Here is a 21,431-nt window from a genome sequence, read left to right as displayed (position 1 = left end):
AATAAAATAAGTGAATGTGTATCTTTGACCAGCTATGGATCAGCAATTTCAGGAAATCATCCAGTATCAACTAGCAGATCTTGGCCAGAGTCTTTCATATCTCTGGGGAGAATACAGCCTGCTTGCGATCATATTAGTCCTGCTTTTCCTGGAAATCCTTCGAAAAAAAGAACACAATCTTCTCTTTGTATTGCTGGCTATGGCTGCTTTGGCTGGTAGCCTGCTTTTTCAGGACTTCGAAACGAATACCCTCCTCTTTGAAGGAAACCTTAAAAAAGATGCCCTGAGTTCCTTTGGCAAATTCCTCTTTGCAGGAAGCGGGATCATCTGTTTGCTTTTTTTATTTGTGGAGAGGAGGAGAAAGGAGGTTCAGGATAAAGGAGCCGAATATCCCCTACTATTACTAGGACTGATACTGGGCCTCAATTTTCTGAGCATGGCCCAAAACCTGCTCTATCTTTATTTATCACTGGAAGTAGTTTCTATTTGTTCCTATATCCTTGCAGCCTGGCAGGACCGAGGAAGCAAACAAGCCGAATCGGCTTTAAAGTATATCATCTTTGGTGCAACGGCTTCGGGAATTATGCTCTACGGCATCTCATGGCTCTATGGATTTACCGGCTCTCTCAATCCGGCCTCTGAAGGCTTCCTCACTGCTTTAGAACAAATCCCTGTAGAGGCCCTGATCCTGAGTTTCAGTCTCATCTTTGCGGGCTTTTTATTCAAACTGGCAGCCTTTCCCTTTCATTTCTGGGCTCCAGATATTTACGAAGGCATTCCTTATTCATTGGCAGCTTTCTTTTCAGTCGCTCCTAAAGCTGCGGCTTTTATTGCCCTTTACAGATTCCTCGAACTTTTTCAGGAGGCCACATTTTATGATTACCTCCTATACATACTCGGCAGTTTAGCTTTATTGAGCATGACTGTTGGGAATTTGCTCGCTTTACGGCAAAAAAACATCAAGCGGCTCCTGGCTTTTTCGGGGATTGCCCATAGTGGTTTTATGATCATGGCACTGATTTGCCTTAAAGGTTTGGGAGGTCCCAGTCTTTTTTTCTATCTATTCGTTTACACCCTTCTAAATCTCTCTGCTTTTATCCTGGCGGATCATTTCAGTGAGCTAGGCGGAAGTGAGGAATTTATCGATTGGGGGCAATTGGGAAAACATGCGAGCTTTGCAGGGGTTTTACTGGCTATAGCAATGGCTGGCTTGATAGGTTTACCACCTACGGCTGGATTTACAGCAAAGTGGTATGTTTTTGTCTCTTTATTTGAGCAAAGCCAGGGAGCCGAAACTTCCTTTTGGATAATCCTGCTTTTGGGTGCTATAATCAATACCCTGATTTCTATTTATTACTACTTACTTCCCCTCATTTACCTCTTTTTTCGCAAACAAAAACTGGAAAAAATACTCCCACAGAATCAACGCTTCCTACTCCTTCCGGCAATTATTTCCATACCTGTTTTAGTATTAGGGACTTATGGTTTTGATAAATTCCTTAATCTTATGCAGGAAATTTTATGGAATTCATAGAATGAAACCCTCTTTTTTCTAGGAAGTCAATGATTTGAGAAGTAATATTGACAGCATTTTATCAGGAAAATTTGTTATCTTTGTTTACCATAAGCGATTTACATCCCAGCAAAAAGATGAAATCTCTTCTTGTGCTTACGGTTGTGGGATTTTCACTCGGGATATTCTCCTGTTCTCAGGCAGGTGCACCCGATGAAAGGGTTGGGACGGAAAATCCACAAAAAGAAACACGCAAAAAGACCTATGTACCCCCGGCAAGTGAAACTGGAACTTCCGGAGAAATCTACATTACTGTGGACGAATCACTACTACCGATTATTGAAGCAGAAATAGAGCAATTTCAGGGCCTTTACCCGAATGCTAGTGTACATCCCCTGTATATGCCAGGAGAAGAGGCTATTCGTTCTATGATCACCGGGGATTCAATCAGACTGACCATAGCAACCCGCATGCTTACGAAAGAGGAGGAAGAAATCCTGGAGAGTAAAACTATCGCTCCTCGTCATAGTCAGATATTCACAGAAGGCGTCACCCTAATTAGCCATAAAGAAAATAGTGCCAAGGATCTCACTCGGGATGCCATGAGAAAGATTCTTTTAGGAGATTATAAATCATGGACAGATATTACTGGTTCCAACCTCACCGACGAGATAAGAATCGTATTTGACCATGCAGCTTCCGGTACCATTCGTTTTTTGAAAGATTCGGTCCTTGTAGGGCAAAATATACGACAAGACAACGTTTATGCGTTGAAAAACAGCCCCTCGGTCTTGGAATATGTCGCAGAAAATACCAATTCCATCGGGGTAATAGGCGTATCTTGGATAAGTGACGTAGATGATGAAGAAATGCGAGACTTTTTATCCAATGTAAACGTCTTAAGAATAGAAAAGCCTGATTCCGGGGTTCCATGTGCTTATGAAGAGCAGTTTTTCGGGCCCTGGCAGAGTTTCCTCAATCAGGGTTGCTATCCCCTACGAAGACCGGTATTTACGATATTGCGCGAGACCAGTTTTGGGCTCGGGACAGGATTGGTCTCCTTTCTTGACGGCCCTGTGGGACAGAGAATCGTTCACAAAGCAGGACTCAGCGCATTCCACGGTATCCCCCGGAGGGTGAAACTACCACCTAAAGAAGGAGCCCGTAATCCATTGAAATCAAAAAAATAAATTTTAAGACCAAAAGTAGTATAGATTCTATAACAGTTACGATTATGTTGAAACGTGTAATGATTGTTTGTGCTATTCTGGGCCTGATCCAAACAGGACTACTTGCACAAGCTGACCTAAGTAATGCAAAGGACCTCATTCTTCAAGAGAAATATGAAGATGCAAAAAAAGAGCTGAATGGCTTTTTGGGATCCAAGCAAAAGAACGAGGATCATATCCGCTACTGGCTGGGGATGATCGAATACCTATCTGGCAACTATGCCGGTGCCGAAGCCGCTTTTGATGATGCACTTTCCAATAAAAAGAATAGTGCGATCAATATGGCTGGTAAAGGGATGATGAACATGAGAAACAACAAGTATACAGATGCGTATGCCTTGTTGGAAAAAGCTCAGCAAGTAAGTAAAATGAAAGACCCCGATGTGGTATTTGCTATTGCTGATGCCTATCTTCTGGGTGGATCAGAAGAAGCTGCCAAAGCAAAAGTTATTCTTTATGATTATAGAACAGTAAATGATGAGGACCCACGTACCTACATCAAACTTGCTGACTATTACAAAGTTCAAGGGGTACCCGAACTGGCGACTAAAGAATATGAAATTGCTTTAGAAAAAGTTCCTACCTATGTACCTGCTATGGCTTCTCTTGGAGAGCTATATTATACAGAAGGAAAGAATGCTGAAACTCCGGAAGATAAAGCAAGAGCTTTCAAAGTAGGATATGATTACGCCAACAAAGCGGTTGAAACCAATCCTAACTACGCTTCTGCTTACCGTGTACGTGCTGAGCTTTACCTGATTTCTGCGCTTGGTGATCGTTATGAAAGAGCCAGAAATGACATCCAGAAATACCTCGAGCTTACAGGTGAAGATCAAACTGCACGTATCCGTTACGCTCAGTTCCTCTTCCTAACTGAAGATTATGAGAAATCTTTGGGACTTATCAATAATCTGCAGGGAGAAGGTGTTCAAAACAGTGTACTTCGTCGTCTGAAAGGAATGTCTCTGAACAAACTCGGAAGATCTTCAGAAGCAAAAGCTGCAATGGATGACTACTTTGCCAATATCGAAGAGCAGTACACCATCGGTCTTGACTATGAGGCTATGGGAGATATCTACAGATCTATGAAAGATCTGGAAAATGCAGATGCTAATTATGTAAAAGCAATGCAGAAAGATTCTGAAAGAGGAAATATCTTCGAGGACATCGCTGAATCCTATGCTGGAAATGCAGAAAAGATTCTGGAAGACGGAAAATCTATTGTAGATGCTGCTAAAGCTGCAGATGCAAAGAGCAGAGGACTGACAAAAGAATATCGTGAGATCCTGGCTAAGCAACAAGCGGGAACCATCACACAGGAAGATGCCGATAGAGCTGGAGCCCTGAAGCCTATGATTGCAGAAGCTCAGGCAGAAGCCAAAACTAAATTGAATGAGTCTAACAAAGTAAAAGACAGTGCGATTCCAGAATATAAAATGGAAGCTCACTATCGTGCAAAAGCTATAGAAATGGCTGACCCGGTTACTATGAGTCTTTACAGACAGCTCGCTATGGCTCACTATAAAGCCAAAGATTACAAAGCTGCTGACGAAGCATTCAAAGTAATGCACGGTCTGAAAGAAGATTATATGCTTCCTTATCAATACAGAATGCGTTGTGCTTCTTTGATGGATAAAGAAATGGAGCCAGAAGTAAACAACTGGTTGGTTCTTCCTGTAGCTGAAGACATCGTTCGCGTATTTGCTGATAATGCAGGAAACCTTAAGCCTGGACAGCAACAAACGGTATTGGTAGCTCTAGAAGCACTTTCTTTGAAAGCTTTTGATCCAGTAGGAGACAACAATCCTGATGATTACAACTGCTCTGGAGCACAAGAGTACATTGCAAAAATCAGTGCGATTAAGCCTGAGTATGTACAATCTCGTGCCGCTCTGAAGTCTGTTTCAGAGTACTGCGCGCAGTAAGTAAATAGAAAAAATATTTGTCCCGTCGGGCCTGGCTTTTGTCAGGCCCGACTTTTTTTATGGAATTTTTCCAAATCCCCTATCTTATAGATACCACCGGAAGGCTATCACTTCTAAACGAAACGACATGAGACATTTTAGCTCCCTACTCTGTATCTGTATCCTTTGGGTATTTCCGGATGCCTTATTCGCACAAAAAAAGTTAAATAGCTGGGACCAGATCGAATGGTTGGTCTTTAATAAGGACTTTCCCGCTGCCCAAATCCAACTCCAAAAAATTCTGAATGAAGATCCCAAAAAACAGGATCTCGCTCATTATTGGCAGGGATTAATCCTGCTCAAAACCCAAAAAACAGAAGAGGCAAAAGCCCTCTTTCAGCAAAAAATTGAACTCAAAGAAAAAAGCCCCTATGCCTGGGTGGGCCTTGCACACTATTATGAATTGAAAGGGGATCTTTCTTTCGCCCAATCCCAGCTCAATAAAGCCATCAAGTACGGCAAAGCACGAGACCTGGAATTGGAACTGGCCATCATGCGGCTAAACCTGGAAGGCAAACAAAAATCCAATGCCGGCGCACGCGCCATCCTTAGCAATATCTCTGAAAAAAGACCCGAAGACATTTCCCCTCGCCTGATCCTTTTTGATTTCTACCAAAAATTGGGCGTGGTCGAACCTGCAGAAGAAATAGGACTTGAACTGAGCAGGCTTTTAAGCAAAAGTCCCAAGATCTATGTGGACATTGCCGAACTCTACCTGGATCGATGGAACAGCAGTTATGAACACCTCAACAGGGAGGGTTCTCTCAAAACAGCCTATCGATATATCCAGGAAGCCTTTGCAGATGATCCAAAATATCCGGATGCCTTCCGTGTCAGGGCTGAGATTTACCTTAGGTCAAGCTTCCCCGATAAATATGAAAAGGCCAAAAATGACATGGCCACCTATCTGAAACTCCGTCAAAATGATCGGGAAGCAAAAATTCGTTACGCAAAGTTCCTCTTTCTCGCAGAAGAATATCAGCCTGCCTTAAAACTGATTAGCGAACTGGAAGGGGAAGGTATTGAGGATAAGGTTTTGAAAAGACTCAAAGGGATTGGGTTGAGTAAAGTTAAGAAATGGGGCAAGGCCAAAGTTGCTATGGAAGCATATTTTGAACAAGTCAAAGCCGAATACCGAATTAGCCTAGACTATGAAACCTATGGTGATATCCTCAGGCAGCTACAATCACCCGAGGCTGCTCAGGATTACTATCAGTTGGCTATTGACTTGAATGAAGAAAGAGTAAGCCTGTATGGAGAAATTGCTGATGAATATTTTGCTGAGGCAAAAGGAATCGAAAAGAAATTGAAAGAGTTGAAAAGTTCTGGAAAGACCTCCTATAAAGAGTTGCAAAAATTTATAGCGTCCTACAATCAGCTGGCCCAGATAGAAAATCCTACACAGGAGCAACTCAAAGAAGCTGCGGACTTGAAAGACGAAATTCAGCTGCTTCAGGATCAAATGGAAATATTTAGCAAAGACAGCCAGGAACTGGATGAGAAAGTACTGGCTGTTTATGAAAAAGAAGCTTTTTATCGGGAGAAAGCCCTCCGTTTTGAGGATAACCTCAGTCTACGCAATCAAAGAAAATACGCCGATGCTTTATTCAATTCCCGAAACTATGAACTCGCAGAACGTGCCTACAGCGACATCCATGAACTGAAAGAGGATTATCTCTATCCCTATGAAAGACGTTTGCAAATTGCTCTCCGCCTTGCCCGAACAGATGGGACAGACGGACCGGGCCTGGAAAGAGCGGTACCTGTATCTCAGGACATCATCCGCATCTTTTTGCCTAAGGTAGATGAGTTAAAAGAAAGGCAGCAAAAGTCTGTACTGATTGCCTTGGAAAGTATGGCTATTTACAGCTTTGATCCGCAAGGAGAGCAAATCAATGACTGCCAGGCGGCCAAACCCTATTTAGACCAAATGAAATCCATCGACCAGGCGTATCTGGACAAGAAAGATGGTCTAAAATTGATCGATGGATTTTGTGAAGAATGATCCTCATGATCCCGGATAGCGAAAGGCTATTCGGGATTTTCTTCTTTTGCCTTTCCCTTCAAAGCTACCTTCAAACGTACTGGTTGATGGTCAGAATAGGCAAAGTCCAAATCATCTGTTTTCACCTCCAGCAATTCCACATTTGGCGACAAGAGGTAATAATCAATGATGCCCGTTTTGGTCGTATCCGGATCATAGGGTGATATCAGGCTTCTGTTTGTTGCTACTTCAGAATCAAATGCCCAGGTCCAGTCCAGGCTCAGAAATTGAGGAGAAACAAAGAGTTTTTCGTCCTGTTGATCTTTTCTCAGGCCCATTTCCCCTACCCCCATATAATGCGGTGGATACTGGTTCCAGTCCCCTCCTACAATCACATAATTACCTAAGGCATACTCGGCAAGGATTACTTCCCTAAGCATCGCCATTTGTGCGGCCTTCAAACTTCCATCATCAAAGGCTGAATTGTGGGTATTTATAAGCACCAGTTCTTTGCCATGAGAAGTGGGAAATCTCATTTGGAGGAAACAGCGATCCAGAAAAAAGAGATAGGTCGGCCAGTCGTAATTACCTTCATAGGCATGACGGCTGGTTTTGCCAGGATAATATTTACTCCACATGCCCAGACCTCCCAACACACTTCCCATAGGCTCAGTAAGCGGAATGGGGATGTAACCGACTTTATAATTGGGGGCAAAAGCAGAAACATAAGCGTTCAGACCTTCCGAAATAAACTTCATCTGATCCTTATTATTACTTCGGTCTGCTTCTACATCTACTTCTTGTAACAGATAGAAATCTGTTTCGCCCAACAAACTTCTCAGATATTCTCTGATCCCTTCTGCATTTTTATCTACCCAGGCTTCGGGCGTTCGCACCAGTTCTCCACCATCATAGAAGAAATCAGACTCCTCTCCCAGGCCACAATATCCGATGTTCCAATTGAGGAAGTTCAGGGTATCCGGAACAGAGCTTTTAATAGCCTCTCCATGTAATTGGGGAATTTCGACAGCTTCTGGTACATAGTCAGTACTGCTAGCATAAAAAATCATCCCTCCCAGATAAAGTAGAAAGCCGACGAACACAGCCAGTAAAACCCAAAAGACTTTTTTCATCCATTTCATAGTGCAGCTTGCTTGGTGCTTTTTTTTCATGCCAAAGATAGGAAATTGAACAGAGTCCCATGTTATGGCGCTATAAAAACTGCCTCGACATTTCCGCTATTTCTGCCTAGCTTATAGTAAAGTAATTTTTTCTTGGGCCGAAACCGACTTTCACAATCGACACGGCTTGCTCCCAAAATGCGGATCACTCTCCGCCTGATGCTGGATATTTGCTATCCGGCAAGTTTTCTTTTCCTCGGGATTTTTCTGCTTCAATTTGAGCCTTCCCCCAAAGAGGAAGTCTTGAATCATAAGGATGTAAAAGAGATTATTGCTGAGGAAGGTTGGCGGGGGTTTATGAGTTAGGAACTTGTTCTGGTATTCTTGTGTTCTGGTTATTTTGTGATAAATGTACAAAGGGGCTAAGGCGCTGCACAAGGCGAGGGAGATGGCTTATGTGTTGGAGATCTTCAGAATAGTTCCTTGCTCCAACAAGAACACTAGCGCCCAAGAACACGTTCATTCTTACTTCTCCATTCCTTGTTCCTTATTCTGAATTTCCTTTTTTCAGATTTTATTGGGGGGTCTTTTCCCTCTTTTTTAGAAGAAGATGGAGTCAAAAATCGCAGCGCCCAGAACCAACCCTACATGCCGCCCCTTTTCCCGATGGGCTCTACAGGGCCTGCGCGCATGGGGAGTGGAATAGGTAGATTCGAATACAAAAAACGCTAGCACTCTAAGCCCCAAACACACTAATATGCCTACAGTTCCCTATGCGCGCCGGGAGCAGGCTACTGCATCGGGTGCGGCGGCCGGACTGCGGGCGACTTTGCAGCAGCTTGATCTTTTGCGATGCCTGTCCTGAATTATACTGAAGGATTTCTTCTAAGGGAAAAGAAGAAGAATCATCGAGAGAAAAATTAATCCAAAGGGTAAGAAAAATAAAGGGTCTTATTTCCGATCCTGCTTCAACTTCTTAATTGCCTTCGCCTTCTTCTCTTCCTCACCGCGAGAGTATTTACGGATTTTCAGGCTTTTGCCTTTGATTTTCAATCCTTCCTGATCCTTGAGTTCGTGGAAAGCGCTTTGCGGCATATCAACAACGGTATAGCTATCAAAGGTACTGATGGTACCGATTTGCTCACTGGATAGCGCTGTATGGTTCAGAAGAAAGCCTACCACATCTCCTTTACGGATCTTATCTTTTTTGCCGCGGGAAAAATGGTATTTGACCCAGGTTTCTTTTTTCGATTGGATGAGATCTTTTTTATCGAGGAGCTCAACCTGCATTTCCTGAATCCGCAACTCCATAACTCTATGGTGGCGTTTTAAGCGCACCAATTCCATTTCGCCACTTACTATATTAAAAACCTTTCCCTTGTTTCCTGCACGCCCTGTACGGCCCACACGATGCAAATAGTAATCGTACTCAGAAGGGATGGACATATTGATCACAGCCGGGAGGTCTTCTATATCAAGTCCTCTGGCTGCCAAATCAGTTGCCAATAGATAATTGATGGAGGATTCTTTGAAACGCTTGAGGATATGTTCCCGCTCCTTTTGCTCCTGGTTTCCATGATAAGCCTCAGCTTTTAGTCCACAGTTTCGCAGGAATCCCAATTGAGGGGCTATGTCCTGTCTTCTACCTGCAAAGATCAGGGCTTTCTCTACTTTCTCCTGTTTGAGCATGGAAACCAAAAAGGATTCCCGCTTACCTCTTTGCACCTTGAGAAAACTGAATTGAATATTCTTCAGCATCTGCTTGGGGCTCAATCTCACGATCTCCAGTTTTTTCACCCGCTCCTTGATGAGCAGCTGACTGTCAGGAGAAATGGTCGCGGAGAAAAATCCCACCTGTGCAGTCCCTCTGATACGTTCACGGATTTCATCAAAATCTTTTTGAAATCCGGCTTCTACCATTTTATCTCCTTCATCCACAATGAGGAACTTGATATCTCGCCATAAAAAGTCATAGCTTTTTTCAGACATCACATCTTTCAATCTTCCCGGTACAGCAACTAGGATATGAGGGGAAGACTTGATGGTGTCATAACTCTCCTTCATGCTGGTCCCTCCTACCACAATTCCCACCTTTAGTTTATCTCCTGAATAGAAAGACTGCAAAGCTTTCTGTACCTGTACTGCCAATTCACGGGAGGGAGTCAGTATCAAAGCCTGTGTACTATTCTTCAAAAGATTGAGGCGGGATATCAGCGGAAGGCCATAAGCAGCCGTCTTCCCTGTGCCTGTAGGCGCTTCAACCAGTAGATTTTTCTTTTGGATAAATAAAGGGATTACCTTCTCCTGCACCAGGGTAGGATATTTGTACCCCAGCTTAGGCAAAGCCGCCAAAACTCTTTCATCCAGTTCGTATCTGCTAAATCCCCTTTTCGATCTCATGCTGCAAAATTAGGGGAAAGGAGAGGATTAAACAACGCAAAGCGGATATGTGTGTTAGGGTTTTAGGGTTTTGGCGTGTTAGAGGTAGAGAATGGAAGCATTTCTATCTACTCTGGAACCCTAAAACGCAAACACACTAACACATTTTTCAAAAAACTTTGTAACCTTTCACGGTTCTTGCATTAAGACAAAAAAAGCACACGTAAGCTTGGCGCTAAGAAAACGAAGTATATCCCAACAAGAGATGCAGGAAGAATACCTGCAAATCGAGGAAGCGAAGAAAAATCCAGCTCGCTTTGGGGTGATATATGAGCGCTATTATCAGCAAATTTTCCTCTTTGTGTATAAGAGAGTTGCTGATGAAGAGAACACGGCAGATATATGTTCGCAGGTATTTCTCAAGGCTATGCTGAGTCTGAAGAAGTACAAATTTCAAGGGGTTCCTTTCTCAGCCTGGCTATATCGAATAGCCATCAATGAAATCAACCAGTTTTTCAGAAACACTAAATCCCAACGTGTGATCAGCATGGAAGGGAAAGATTTGATTGATATGGCAGAGGAAGTGGAAGAGGATCATAGCGAAGCCAATCTGCAGGCTTTGCTGAAAACTTTTCAGCGATTGAGTCCGGATGAGATTCAATTCGTTGAACTGCGGTTTTTTGAAAAAATGTCTTTCAAGGAAGTTGCAGCGGTTTATAGTATCACAGAAAACAATGCGAAAGTGCGAATGTATCGCCTGATCAATAAAATGAAAAAGCTAATGTTGGACCTGAAAACGAAGCAGGGAGATTTTGATCTCAGCCTGCCGAAACAAGATTCTCAGCATTGATAACATGTCTAAATATAAAATACATATAGACAACAATCCTCCTTCAAAAGCTCGCATAGATGCTTACAAGGATTTCGATAGCCTGCATAAGCAATACCAGCTTCAGTCTCGCTATGAGTTCTGGAGAAATCTGTATCGCAATCCCAGGTATTTCGCGGTCCTCGTTGCATTGATTTCCGTAAGTGTGCTCGTTTATCAGAGTTCCCTGAAAACTCCTTCATCGGAAGCAGCTTTTATTTTACCCCCTATCCCTCCCAAAGATATCCCTTTACTCGAAGAAGGACTGAATCCTGAACAGCCCAGAAGTTTCACCTATGAAAATGGAACTCAAATCCATGTTCCGGTTCAGGCTTTTGTGGATGAAAATAATGAGGAGGTTTCGGGCAAAGTAGAACTCAGATATAGAGAATTCAGAGATGCGGCAGATATTTTTATCGCAGGAATTCCTATGGACTATGATTCGGCTGGAAAATCCTATACCCTGGAATCTGCCGGTATGTTGGAAATTCTGGCATATTCTGAAGGCAAGCCCGTCTACCTGAAAGAAGGAAAAACCCTGGAAGTAGAATATTTCTCTCCCTATAAAGGAGCGGATTATAATGTTTATCATTTAGATACCCTAGCCAGAAACTGGAATTTTGAAGGAGAGGATTTGTTGAGAGAAAGTCAGCAAGAAAGTGAAGTACCGGATAAGCCAGAGTTAGAATATATCCTCGATAGAGAAGCAGATACCTTCCTGACGCGCAATGTTCGCATTCCCAACCAAAAGCCGGGACGCGTCTTTCAAATAGCACTGAGCAATGCGGAAGATTATGCCTTGCTTTCTGGAAAAGAAAACCTCATCTGGGAATACATCCAACTGCCTGCTTTTTCCGACCCCTGGCAAGAAGGTCTTTTGCCTGGCGAAGCGGCAATCGCTCATGTCAAACCCTATCGTGCCGCCGGAGTATTTTTATTGGAATTAAAAGGCGGAGGGGAATTTGTGGCCAGACCATTATTGAATGCTCGCAATTTTGAAAGTGCTCATGCAGCCTATGAGGAAAAACTGGCCGCTTATAAAAAAGCCCTGGCGGAGTACAATGCTCAAAAGGAATTGGCAAAAAAGAAACTGGCTGAACGAGAAACTGCTCTGAAAGCCTATGAAGAAGAATTGGCCGAATGGGAAGCTAAAAACAGAAAAAGTGATAGCCTGGCTACTCGTGGGGTTTATCGCCGCTTTATTATCAAAAAACTCGGGATAAATCAGTTGGGACGAAAGCTTGACTATCCGATGATGCAAATCAAAGTTGATCTCAATTTTCAAGAGGATACTGCTTTTGGAGAACAACTAGCAGAGGACAATCGTAGAATTTCGCTGATCCATCCCGGCATCAATACCGTTTTCAGCTGTCAACATATTGAAGCTGAAAAAGGAAAATATATGCTTCGTTTTGATCCAACATCCCAAAATCTACTTTGTGTATCGGATCAGGAAGAAAATCTTTACCTATTGGATTTTCGCCAGATACCTTCCGATCTCCGCATGAAGTTTCAGGAACGGGAAAGTAGTTTCTCGGATCATGCTTCGCTCAAAAAACACCTTCAAAACTGGCTGGAGAAAATTGAGCCAACATCCCTTTAGACAACATTCTTACTATACATAGATGATGGGTCCTGTCAATACTGACAGGACTCTTTTTTTACCAAACTCTCAACAAACTGATAAATAGTTTAATGTTCGAATCTTTTTTATAGAATAATCAGTATATTTAAATCATGCTTACACAACCATCGCACAACCATGCTCAATTTCCCTTTTATATTTTTTATGGAAACCTGATCACATGATTGTCTTTTTTTGAAAGGCTTAGTAAGCCGTCATGTTAACACATTAACACCTATTCTATGCAAACCACACGTAGACTGATTTTCAGTATCGGTTTTTCCTTGTTCCTATTCACTTTTTCGTTCGCACAACAGCCCAACAACATGAAGTTTGGGAAAGTTTCTACTGCAGAGGTAAAAATGCAAAGCATTGAGGCTTTTCCCGAAGCTGATGCTGTATACTTAATGAATGTCGGGCATACCTACGTAACCATGTCTGCAGGCCTGAAACTGGCTGAAGAGCGACATTTCCGGATAAAAGTATTGACAGAGTCTGGCCAGGAGCATGCTGACATTGAGCTCCCCTATTTCGCCAAAGGCCGCACCCAATACATCAGTTCCATCAAAGCCATGACTTATTATGAAGAAAATGGCAAAGTGATTGAACAGAAGATTAAAAATGCTGACATTTTTGATGAAGACGTTGACGGATACTGGAGGCAGAAGAAGTTTTCCATGCCCAATGTCAAACCGGGCTCCGTTATTGAAATCCGCTACCTCCTGACTTCTGAAGATTTTACCTTTATCCGCGATTGGTATTTCCAAAAAGATATCCCGGTCCTCTATTCTGAATTTTCGAAAGAAGTAATTGAAGGTTTCAGGTACCAAACTACTTCAAAAGGGAATCTGGTAGGAGTTGACAGAAGCAACCAACGGACTTCTAAAACTACTGCTCAGGGTACCCTTGATCTTGTCAAGGAAACTTTTAAGGCAGAAAAAATCGCTCCCTTAAAAGAAGAGGCTTTCGTAGCCAATATGAGCGACTATGCCTCTCATTTGACATTCCAGCTACAAAATATCAGCATACCCGGAGGACTGTATAAAGATTATGTCAGAACCTGGGGACAGATCTCCTTTGCGTGGAACCGTGATATGGGAGATTATTATAAAACTAATGGAGCCACCAAAAATGAATTGGCTTCTGTAGAATTGTCTGGAGATGAAGCCAAAGCATTGTCCGAAATTTTCCATCACGTTCAGAAAAAATTCGAATGGAGTGGCGGTCTCAGCCTTTATCCTTATCCGGAAAGCAAAAACCTCATCAAAGACAAAAAAGGCAATGGAACAGCGATCAATTATTTGCTCCTGACTTTATTGCGGGATGCAGGCTTTGAAGCGAATCCTATGCTTATCTCTACTCGTGGCAATGGAAATGTTCAACGACTTTTTGCCACCATTCGTCAGTTCGACCACATCATTGTTGCGGTAAAGCAAGGAGAGGAATATCTGCTCCTCGATGCTACAGGAGAATCTTTGCCGCTGGGGATGCTTCCTTTTCGCGACCTGAATCAAGAAGGATTCATGATAGGAGAAGATGGATATAAATGGCTTTCCTTGACTCCTAAACATCGGTATAAGTCCATCAAATCTGCAAACCTGAAACTCGCTGCAGATGGCAGTATTGAAGGGAATATTACCTGTAAGCATGAAGAATATAGTGCCTTGATTGAAAGGAACACACTAAAAGAAGTAGAAGACAGGGACGAATACTTCAAAGAAGATTTGACTTCCGGCTTTGAGGATGCAGAGTTGATTGATTATGAAGTAAGGGATGAAGAAGCCATTTACCAGGCTTTCACTACCATATCAGACTTTGAAATCAATGATAATGTTGCCGGATCAATCGGAGGGAAGATTTATTTGAAACCTCTCCTGGATGAAACCATTACTGACAATCCTTTTACATCGGAGAAAAGAGTTTATCCCATCGACTTTGGATACGGACGCCACAAAATGGTGACATATTCCTACATTTTGCCCGAGGGCTTTGAGGTGGAAAGCACTCCCCAGCCTATCCGTATGCTTACCTCAGATAAAAAAATGGTCTTTCAATATCAGGCTCAGGCCATGGGAAATATGTTGCAGGTCCAGTTTATTATGGAGATCAAAGACAATGTTTATGCTCCTCAACAATATGAAGAGATCAAGGCTTTTTACGATCAGGTAATCAAAAAGCACGGAGAGCAAATTGTTCTAGTTAAAAAGACCTAATCAGTTGACTTTTAAATTTATGATGAATAAGAAATTAGTTTTCTTTCTCTTCCTCACAGCAAGTCTTTGTACTTCTGTTTTCGGTCAGGATATCAAAAGTCTGGATGAAATCCCCGAGGATTTGAAGAAAGATGCCAATGCCATTGTTCAGGACAGACGCTTCAATATCTATGTGAATTCTGCCAGGCAATCAGTCATCGAGAAAACCGAGGTGATCACCATTCTCAATGAAAAAGCAGCTCATTTGGCTGTGAAAGGAGAAGGTTTTGACAAAAGCTTTTACAGCAAACCGGATATCAGTGGAGAAGTCTATAATTCCCGTGGGAAGCTGGTCAAAAAGCTCAAAAAGAAGGATCAGTTGGTTCGAAGTGCTATCAGTGATTTTTCCATCTATGAGGATGATAAGATCCTATATCTGGATTTACGACATACGGACTATCCCTATACCATCGTTTATCACAGCAGACAAAATTCTCGCGACCTCTATATCCTTCCTCCTTATTGGGGTTTGTATCCGGATGAATATGTATCGGTCCTTTATTCAAGACTTTTTGTAGAAGTAAGTCCAGAAGTGGGTTTGCTTTACAAAACCCATAAAGTAGAGCAAGAACCCGTTACCGGAGAGAATGGGGGAAATAAGACTTTCTCATGGACTTTTGAGAAGAGGAAACCTTATGAAAATGAAGCTTATGCTCCCAGTGGAAACAATCCTTTTATTCGCATGGTTCCCGAGTCTTTTTCAGCCGGAGACCTGAAAGGGAGTTATAAAAGTTGGGAAGATCTGGGGACTTTTTATTATGAGTTGAATAAAGACAGAGATGTATTGCCGGAGGAAATGAAAGTAAAAGTCCACCAACTGACGGACAACATCCAGGACCCGGAGGAGAAGATCAAAGTCCTTTACGAGTATATGCAGAAAAACACCCGTTACGTCAGCGTACAACTCGGTATAGGAGGGCTACAAACCTTTGATGCCAACTATGTGTACAAAAATGGCTATGGGGATTGTAAAGCTTTGAGCAATTATATGAAAAGTATGCTAAAGGAAATTGGCATTACTTCTTATGTTGGTTCTATCTATGCGGCCAAGAATCCACCTCCTTTTTACAGGGATTTCAGTGCCCCTCAGTTCAATCATGTCATTCTTTGTATTCCTCAAAAGCAGGACACAACCTGGCTGGAATGTACAAGCAGCTATAATCCCACTGGTTATCTGGGACGTTCTACGGAGGATAGAGACATTCTTCTCTTTACTCCAGAAGGAGGACGTTTGGTAAAAACACCTTCCAGTACACCCGACCAAAATGGGCAACTCAGACGTGCAGAATTTCACCTGGATAAAGAAGGAAATGCCAATGCCAAAATTGATGTATTATACAGTGGTTATCAGCAGGAAGTAATTCGGGGAGGTGTCATGGCCCTATCTGAATCCGACCAAAAGGATTGGTTGAGAAATACCATTGATTTGGGGAGCTATGACATCAATGGTTTCAACATTGAAGACCAGGCCCAAAGAAAAAGACCGGGCATGATGGTACATGCAGATATACGGGCCAGAAATATGGCATCCTTATCCGGAAACAGATTGTTCCTTCCTTTGAGAGAGGTAGAAGCGCCTTTTTCGATTCCCAAATCCGATAAGAACCGAAGTCAGGACATAGAATTGAGCTATCCATATCTGGATACCGATACCTTGATCTATCATATTCCTGAAAATTTTTATATCGAAGGCATGCCTGAAGTACCGGTCAAAGTTGAAGAAGATTTTGGCAGCTATGAGGTGAATATCGAAATTCTGGATCCTCAAACCCTTAGGTACACCCGTAAGATGCGCATGCAGAAAATGATTCTGCCCGCAGCACGCTACAATGAGTACAGAGATTTTTATAAGAAAATAAACAAACTGGACCGACTACAGGTCGTATTGGCCAATAGGTCCTAATCTTCCATTCCCGGCCGGTATTTGGGTACTTTTACCCGATCCGGCACCGGGAATGCACCGGGAAAGTGCTCCCTGATCTGGCGGGTAAATATGGTTACATCTTCTTTATCCAGAAAGTCCCCTACCCTAACCACATAATTGGGAGATTTGAAAGTAAGATAAGCTGCATAATCAGGGAAAAGATTGTAGAAACGACCCTTGATCCGCTGAGCCCCTGATTCTCCTCTACCGGCATATAATTGGATGCGATATCCATTGAGTGTTTCAATTCTTGACTTGATCGCTATATCTGCATTTACCAGGGCTTCCAGGCGATAGTCCGCTTCAACATGCACCTTTTTGCCGGGTGTAAACACATAACTCAAGCTTTGTGGCTCTGGCAAAGCCTCCCCATTTTCATCTAAGAGAGGTTCTTTCTCCCGCTCAATTTCAGGCTCTGGCATCTGGAAGCTTACCCGATCCCGAAACATGCTCACATCTTCTCTTTCGTACTTATAGTACAATTCACGAGCTTTGCTTTTTTTGTCGCCAAAGCCTTGTCCTTGGACCATAGGAATACTGATCAAGCTAGCGAGGAGAATAGTGAAGAGTTTCATATTTCTAAATTTCGCAATAAATTTTCTCTAAACAAACCAATATATCAAATCCAAACTATCCCATAGTTTGCTTTGAGGAAAGGAGTCTTTGTTCAGATTATTTGCCAATAGCTATTTATTAAGCGGGCTTCAGTCTTTTTCTTTCGTGTTCCTTCAGATATATCTTTCGAAGACGAATTGATTCCGGGGTCACTTCTACATATTCATCTCCTTTGATGTACTCAAGGGCTTCTTCCAGGGTAAACTTGATGGGGGGTGCAAGCTTGGCTTTATCATCTGATCCGGCAGCCCGGACGTTACTCAGTTTTTTCGCTTTAGTTACATTTACGACAAGATCATCCGCACGGTTATTTTCCCCTATCACCTGTCCTTCATATACATCTTGCTGAGGACCAATGAAGAATTTTCCTCTGTCCTGTAGTTTATCCAATGCATAAGCAAAAGAAGTTCCGGTTTCATGAGCAATCAAGGAACCAACTCTTCTTCTTTCTACCTCTCCTTTCAAAGGCTCAAAGCTGCGAAAGCGATGAGACATGATTGCTTCTCCAGCAGTTTGAGTCAGCAGTTCACTTCTCAGACCGATGATTCCTCTGGAAGGAATTCCAAAATTCAGGATGGCTCTTTCTCCTCTCAATTCCATATTTTCCAACTCACCTTTCCGCTGAGTGACCAAATCAATGGCTCTTCCTGATACATGCTCAGGCAGATCAATCGTCAATTCCTCGAAAGGTTCGTGTTTCTTTCCTTCGATCAATTTTATAATTACCTGCGGTTGTCCGACCTGAAGTTCATAGCCTTCGCGACGCATGGTTTCAATCAAGACAGAAAGGTGAAGTACCCCTCTTCCATATACCCGGAAAGAATCCGCGGATTCTGTGGCCTCTACACGTAAAGCCAGATTTCTCTCCAGCTCCTTGTCCAGTCTCTCTTTGATGTGTCGAGAGGTCACATACTTTCCTTCTTTTCCGAAGAAAGGAGAATCATTGATCGTGAAGCGCATACTCATGGTCGGCTCGTCGATCTTTATAGGAGGAAGTGCCTCAGGGCTTTCCTGATCTGTAACAGTATCCCCAATCTCAAAATCTTCCAAACCAACCAGGGCACAAATTTCCCCCGACTCAACCTGAGATACTTTCTGACGACCCAGGCCTTCAAAAACAAAAAGTTCTTTTATACGGGTCTTCTTCATACTACCGTCTCTTTTCATCAGAGCAACCGGCATAGATTCCTTCAAAGCACCTTTCACCACACGACCGATGGCGATCCTTCCTACATAAGAAGAGAAGTCCAGAGAAGTGATTTGCATCTGTGGAATCCCCTCTTTTTTCACAGGAGCAGGAATATGCGTAAGAATCTGATCCATCAAATAGGAGATATCATCAGCAGGTTCTTCCCAGCCTTCTCCCATCCAATTGTTTTTAGCAGAACCGAAAACCGTAGGAAAATCCAACTGCTCTTCTGTAGCATCCAATTCAAACATCAGGTCAAATACAGCTTCCTGTACTTCTTCCGGACGGCAATTGGGCTTATCTACTTTATTGATCACCACGATAGGCTTGAGTCCCAGTTCCAATGCTTTTTGCAAAACAAAACGGGTCTGGGGCATAGGTCCCTCAAATGCATCAACCAGGAGCAAAACGCCATCCGCCATATTGAGGACACGCTCCACCTCACCACCAAAGTCGCTGTGACCCGGGGTATCGATAAGATTGATCTTTACATCCTTATACCGGACCGACACATTTTTAGACAAAATGGTGATACCTCGTTCACGCTCGAGGTCATTGCTATCCAGGATGAGTTCGCCTACTTTTTCGTGGGCTTTGAACAACTGTCCATGGACAAGCATCTTGTCAACCAAGGTTGTTTTTCCGTGGTCAACGTGGGCAATAATTGCTATATTTCTCAGTTCTTGCATATATACTCCTTCAAATCGGCTGCAAAGGTACTGTATCTAAACAGGATAAGCGAATTTATTTCAATTCATTTGTTGAGTAGGAACGATATATTGAGTCAAATAATATTCCATTTCCGCAAAATATTTTCTATATTTGAATGATTTTGGGTTCAATTCTAACATGACACATAATCGGCCTTCTTTCGACAGAGAGAACAGTATAACTCCCCCAAGCTCTGACTTTCGCCCTGCACGCCTCCAGAGGCGGAGTTATTATATTGCCTTGATTCTGGCAGTATTAGGCCTGGGTGTGTCATTGGCCAATATTTTCCGCGCGCCACAGAAGCAGCAAAAATTTTCTCTGAAAGAATTGAGTTATTCGCAAGTGATCAATCTCTTTGATCATGGGGCTCCTGAGATCATCGTTTCCCATCCCTTTGGCATGGATACGCTGCGTAATGATTCCGATTATATTTTACTAAGAGATAAGATTGCTAATCAGATTGAATCCGGGGCAACAACTGTTGCGGATCACGGGAATCAGGAATTTACAAATTGGGAGGAAGAAACCAGCAATCAGGAAGCAGAAGGAAGTCTGCCCGTTTTGCGTGTGGACATTGCAGGTTCAAGGGAAGCAGGAAGCAAACTGGAATTCCTCATCGAAGACTACGATCCCGAGGTTTTTTATTACATGGACTTTGGAGATGGATACAGGAGAAAGGTGGACAGAAATAGTGTCTTTACCTATTCTCGATCAGGGACCTTTACCCTGCATTTGTATGCATCTATAGCAGATAAAAACCTTTACGACTCATACTCTAAAGTTTTACGCATTTCTCCTTCTAATAAAAGTGCCGCAGTCAGCCGACCTCAAAATCAAAATACCATCTCTGATCTTTTTACTGAGAAAGAAGATGAAGGCCTGATCAATAAGCCAGTATTTGATGCTGATGAAGAACTTGGGCTGGTAGATCCTGATTTCAAAGAGCTGGAAGAAGAAGAAACTTCAGAAGAAGAAGATGATGAACTGTTGATTTCTGACCTCGGTGGGAATGACGGAGGAAATACAGAGTCTGAAACTTCAGTAGAGGATCTTAATGAAGAAAAGCCCAAACGCGAGCCAGAAGAATTTGTGGGTACCTCTGTAGAAAATGAGGAACCTCTGGGCAAAGCCTATTTTAATGCCGAAATGAAACCCGATTTTCCGGGAGGGGTGAAAGCCATGGGACGTTATCTGAGAAAGAATGCTGTCTATCCGGAGCGTGCTAGTCGCGCAGGAATAGAAGGTACTGTTCATGTACGTGTTGTGGTAAGAGCTGATGGAAGTCTCTCAGACTTAAAAGTATTAAAAGGCCTGGGATATGGATGTGATGATGAGGCATTGCGACTGGTTTCGAAAATGCCACGCTGGATTCCCGGTGTTCAAAACGGGGTGAGCGTCCCCGTCTATACAGTGGTTCGTATCACCTTCAAGCTCATCGACTAATTCTTATTCATCCATTACCAAAAAGGCGGCTTCGTTTTCAAGCTTTCTTAACTGCCCATAAGCTTTTCTGAAAATAATCTTCAGATCAATCACCGTATCTTCTCGGTGTTTTTCCAAAAAGTCATCTTCCTCCGCCCACATCGCTTCTATAAGCACCTCTGCTTTCGGAGAAAACTCGGCAATAAGGGTTTCGTAAAAAAGAAACTTTCCCCTACTCATTCTTCCCTCACTTTGATCCCAGGAGCGATCGAAGGAAGACTGCACCTGACTCCGGAAATCAATCCACTGACTTTCCAGACTGATAAGGTCTGCTTTTTGAGGGTCTGCAAAGGCAATCACCAACCTTCCCGACAGTTCCAGTTGTTGGTACATGCGAGTTAGCTCTTTCAATTCTAGAGAGAGGGTGTCAGAATTTCGCAAAAAGTCAACAAAAACAGCTTTAGCCTGCCCAAAATCTTGCATTTCAGGCTGGTACGCGAGTTCTGTTTCCAGCAATTCCTCTACCTCAGAATCCGGTAGATTCTGTGCAGGTCCTTGTTGGGCTATTATGTATTTAGGAAAAGTAAAAGAACATACAAGGAATGCGATAGAAACTAAAAAGAACTTCATGGTCTT

15 protein-coding genes are annotated in these 21,431 nt (G+C 42.8%); 10 read left to right on the top strand and 5 right to left on the bottom strand.

The annotated features are described in order from the left end of the window. The first annotated feature begins 34 nt into the window (after positions 1-34). The 4 genes from R8P61_29875 to R8P61_29860 all read left to right on the top strand — a co-directional run bounded on the left by R8P61_29875 (position 35) and on the right by R8P61_29860 (position 6,711). Entirely contained in the window at positions 35-1,534 is a 1,500-nt protein-coding gene (locus R8P61_29875) for an NADH-quinone oxidoreductase subunit N (protein ID MDW3651324.1), read from the top strand. A gap of 116 nt (positions 1,535-1,650) precedes the next feature. Beyond that, on the top strand, positions 1,651-2,703 hold the full coding sequence (locus R8P61_29870; protein MDW3651323.1) for a substrate-binding domain-containing protein: 1,053 nt from the start codon (positions 1,651-1,653) through the stop codon (positions 2,701-2,703). Positions 2,704-2,747: 44 nt separating this feature from the next. Continuing rightward, positions 2,748-4,667 (top strand): tetratricopeptide repeat protein, encoded by a 1,920-nt coding sequence (locus R8P61_29865; GenBank protein ID MDW3651322.1) that lies wholly within the window; start codon positions 2,748-2,750, stop codon positions 4,665-4,667. Positions 4,668-4,794: 127 nt separating this feature from the next. Further along, on the top strand, positions 4,795-6,711 hold the full coding sequence (locus R8P61_29860) for a hypothetical protein (protein MDW3651321.1): 1,917 nt from the start codon (positions 4,795-4,797) through the stop codon (positions 6,709-6,711). Between the two features lie 26 nt (positions 6,712-6,737). Here the strand turns inward: R8P61_29860 and R8P61_29855 are convergent, their stop codons facing one another. Beyond that, positions 6,738-7,832, bottom strand: a complete 1,095-nt coding sequence (locus tag R8P61_29855; GenBank protein MDW3651320.1) for an endonuclease/exonuclease/phosphatase family protein — start codon at positions 7,830-7,832, stop codon at positions 6,738-6,740. 177 nt (positions 7,833-8,009) lie between these two features. On the opposite strand from R8P61_29855, the gene R8P61_29850 reads away from it, so the two are divergent. Beyond that, a complete protein-coding gene (locus R8P61_29850) occupies positions 8,010-8,177 on the top strand; it encodes a hypothetical protein (GenBank protein ID MDW3651319.1) in 168 nt (55 codons plus the stop codon). 585 nt (positions 8,178-8,762) lie between these two features. On the opposite strand, the gene R8P61_29845 is transcribed toward R8P61_29850, so the two are convergent. Beyond that, positions 8,763-10,211, bottom strand: coding sequence for a DEAD/DEAH box helicase (locus tag R8P61_29845; protein MDW3651318.1), 1,449 nt, complete (start codon positions 10,209-10,211; stop codon positions 8,763-8,765). Between the two features lie 208 nt (positions 10,212-10,419). Between R8P61_29845 and R8P61_29840 the strand changes: the two genes are divergently transcribed. From R8P61_29840 to R8P61_29825, 4 genes are all read left to right on the top strand, one after another. After that, the gene (locus tag R8P61_29840) at positions 10,420-11,040 is read left to right on the top strand and encodes a sigma-70 family RNA polymerase sigma factor (protein MDW3651317.1); all 621 of its coding nucleotides are present in this window, start codon (positions 10,420-10,422) and stop codon (positions 11,038-11,040) included. Between the two features lie 4 nt (positions 11,041-11,044). After that, positions 11,045-12,661, top strand: a complete 1,617-nt coding sequence (locus R8P61_29835; GenBank protein MDW3651316.1) for a hypothetical protein — start codon at positions 11,045-11,047, stop codon at positions 12,659-12,661. A gap of 347 nt (positions 12,662-13,008) precedes the next feature. Then, positions 13,009-14,895, top strand: a complete 1,887-nt coding sequence (locus R8P61_29830; GenBank protein MDW3651315.1) for a DUF3857 domain-containing protein — start codon at positions 13,009-13,011, stop codon at positions 14,893-14,895. Positions 14,896-14,914: 19 nt separating this feature from the next. Next, positions 14,915-16,837 (top strand): DUF3857 domain-containing protein, encoded by a 1,923-nt coding sequence (locus tag R8P61_29825; protein MDW3651314.1) that lies wholly within the window; start codon positions 14,915-14,917, stop codon positions 16,835-16,837. Here the strand turns inward: R8P61_29825 and R8P61_29820 are convergent. Both R8P61_29820 and typA read right to left on the bottom strand, forming a co-directional pair. Further along, a complete protein-coding gene (locus tag R8P61_29820) occupies positions 16,834-17,433 on the bottom strand; it encodes an SPOR domain-containing protein (GenBank protein MDW3651313.1) in 600 nt (199 codons plus the stop codon). The two genes, R8P61_29825 and R8P61_29820, sit on opposite strands and share 4 nt — an antisense overlap. A gap of 118 nt (positions 17,434-17,551) precedes the next feature. Continuing rightward, the gene (gene typA, locus R8P61_29815; protein MDW3651312.1) at positions 17,552-19,351 is read right to left on the bottom strand and encodes a translational GTPase TypA; all 1,800 of its coding nucleotides are present in this window, start codon (positions 19,349-19,351) and stop codon (positions 17,552-17,554) included. Positions 19,352-19,511: 160 nt separating this feature from the next. Here typA and R8P61_29810 point away from each other — a divergent pair, with 160 nt between their 5' ends. Then, positions 19,512-20,816 (top strand): energy transducer TonB, encoded by a 1,305-nt coding sequence (locus R8P61_29810; GenBank protein MDW3651311.1) that lies wholly within the window; start codon positions 19,512-19,514, stop codon positions 20,814-20,816. 3 nt (positions 20,817-20,819) lie between these two features. On the opposite strand, the gene R8P61_29805 is transcribed toward R8P61_29810, so the two are convergent. Beyond that, complete coding sequence (locus R8P61_29805) at positions 20,820-21,425, bottom strand: hypothetical protein (GenBank protein ID MDW3651310.1); 606 nt, start codon at positions 21,423-21,425, stop codon at positions 20,820-20,822. Between the last annotated feature and the right edge of the window lie 6 nt (positions 21,426-21,431).

The sequence above is a fragment of the Bacteroidia bacterium genome (genome assembly GCA_033391075.1).
Taxonomy (GTDB): Bacteria; Bacteroidota; Bacteroidia; order J057; family J057; genus JAWPMV01.
The sequence above is the reverse complement of the archived record's forward strand: the minus strand, read 5'-3'. Positions and strand labels throughout refer to the sequence as shown.

What these genes read in the sequence shown, in the direction of transcription:
- R8P61_29855 (MDW3651320.1), bottom strand. Translation starts at nt 7,832, where the DNA reads ATGAAATGGATGAAAAAAGTCTTTTGGGTTTTACTGGCTGTGTTCGTC.
- R8P61_29860 (MDW3651321.1), top strand. Translation starts at nt 4,795, where the DNA reads ATGAGACATTTTAGCTCCCTACTCTGTATCTGTATCCTTTGGGTATTT.
- R8P61_29875 (MDW3651324.1), top strand. Translation starts at nt 35, where the DNA reads ATGGATCAGCAATTTCAGGAAATCATCCAGTATCAACTAGCAGATCTT.
- R8P61_29865 (MDW3651322.1), top strand. Translation starts at nt 2,748, where the DNA reads ATGTTGAAACGTGTAATGATTGTTTGTGCTATTCTGGGCCTGATCCAA.
- R8P61_29820 (MDW3651313.1), bottom strand. Translation starts at nt 17,433, where the DNA reads ATGAAACTCTTCACTATTCTCCTCGCTAGCTTGATCAGTATTCCTATG.
- typA (MDW3651312.1), bottom strand. Translation starts at nt 19,351, where the DNA reads ATGCAAGAACTGAGAAATATAGCAATTATTGCCCACGTTGACCACGGA.
- R8P61_29835 (MDW3651316.1), top strand. Translation starts at nt 11,045, where the DNA reads ATGTCTAAATATAAAATACATATAGACAACAATCCTCCTTCAAAAGCT.
- R8P61_29845 (MDW3651318.1), bottom strand. Translation starts at nt 10,211, where the DNA reads ATGAGATCGAAAAGGGGATTTAGCAGATACGAACTGGATGAAAGAGTT.
- R8P61_29870 (MDW3651323.1), top strand. Translation starts at nt 1,651, where the DNA reads ATGAAATCTCTTCTTGTGCTTACGGTTGTGGGATTTTCACTCGGGATA.
- R8P61_29830 (MDW3651315.1), top strand. Translation starts at nt 13,009, where the DNA reads ATGAAGTTTGGGAAAGTTTCTACTGCAGAGGTAAAAATGCAAAGCATT.
- R8P61_29810 (MDW3651311.1), top strand. Translation starts at nt 19,512, where the DNA reads ATGACACATAATCGGCCTTCTTTCGACAGAGAGAACAGTATAACTCCC.
- R8P61_29850 (MDW3651319.1), top strand. Translation starts at nt 8,010, where the DNA reads ATGCGGATCACTCTCCGCCTGATGCTGGATATTTGCTATCCGGCAAGT.
- R8P61_29825 (MDW3651314.1), top strand. Translation starts at nt 14,915, where the DNA reads ATGATGAATAAGAAATTAGTTTTCTTTCTCTTCCTCACAGCAAGTCTT.
- R8P61_29805 (MDW3651310.1), bottom strand. Translation starts at nt 21,425, where the DNA reads ATGAAGTTCTTTTTAGTTTCTATCGCATTCCTTGTATGTTCTTTTACT.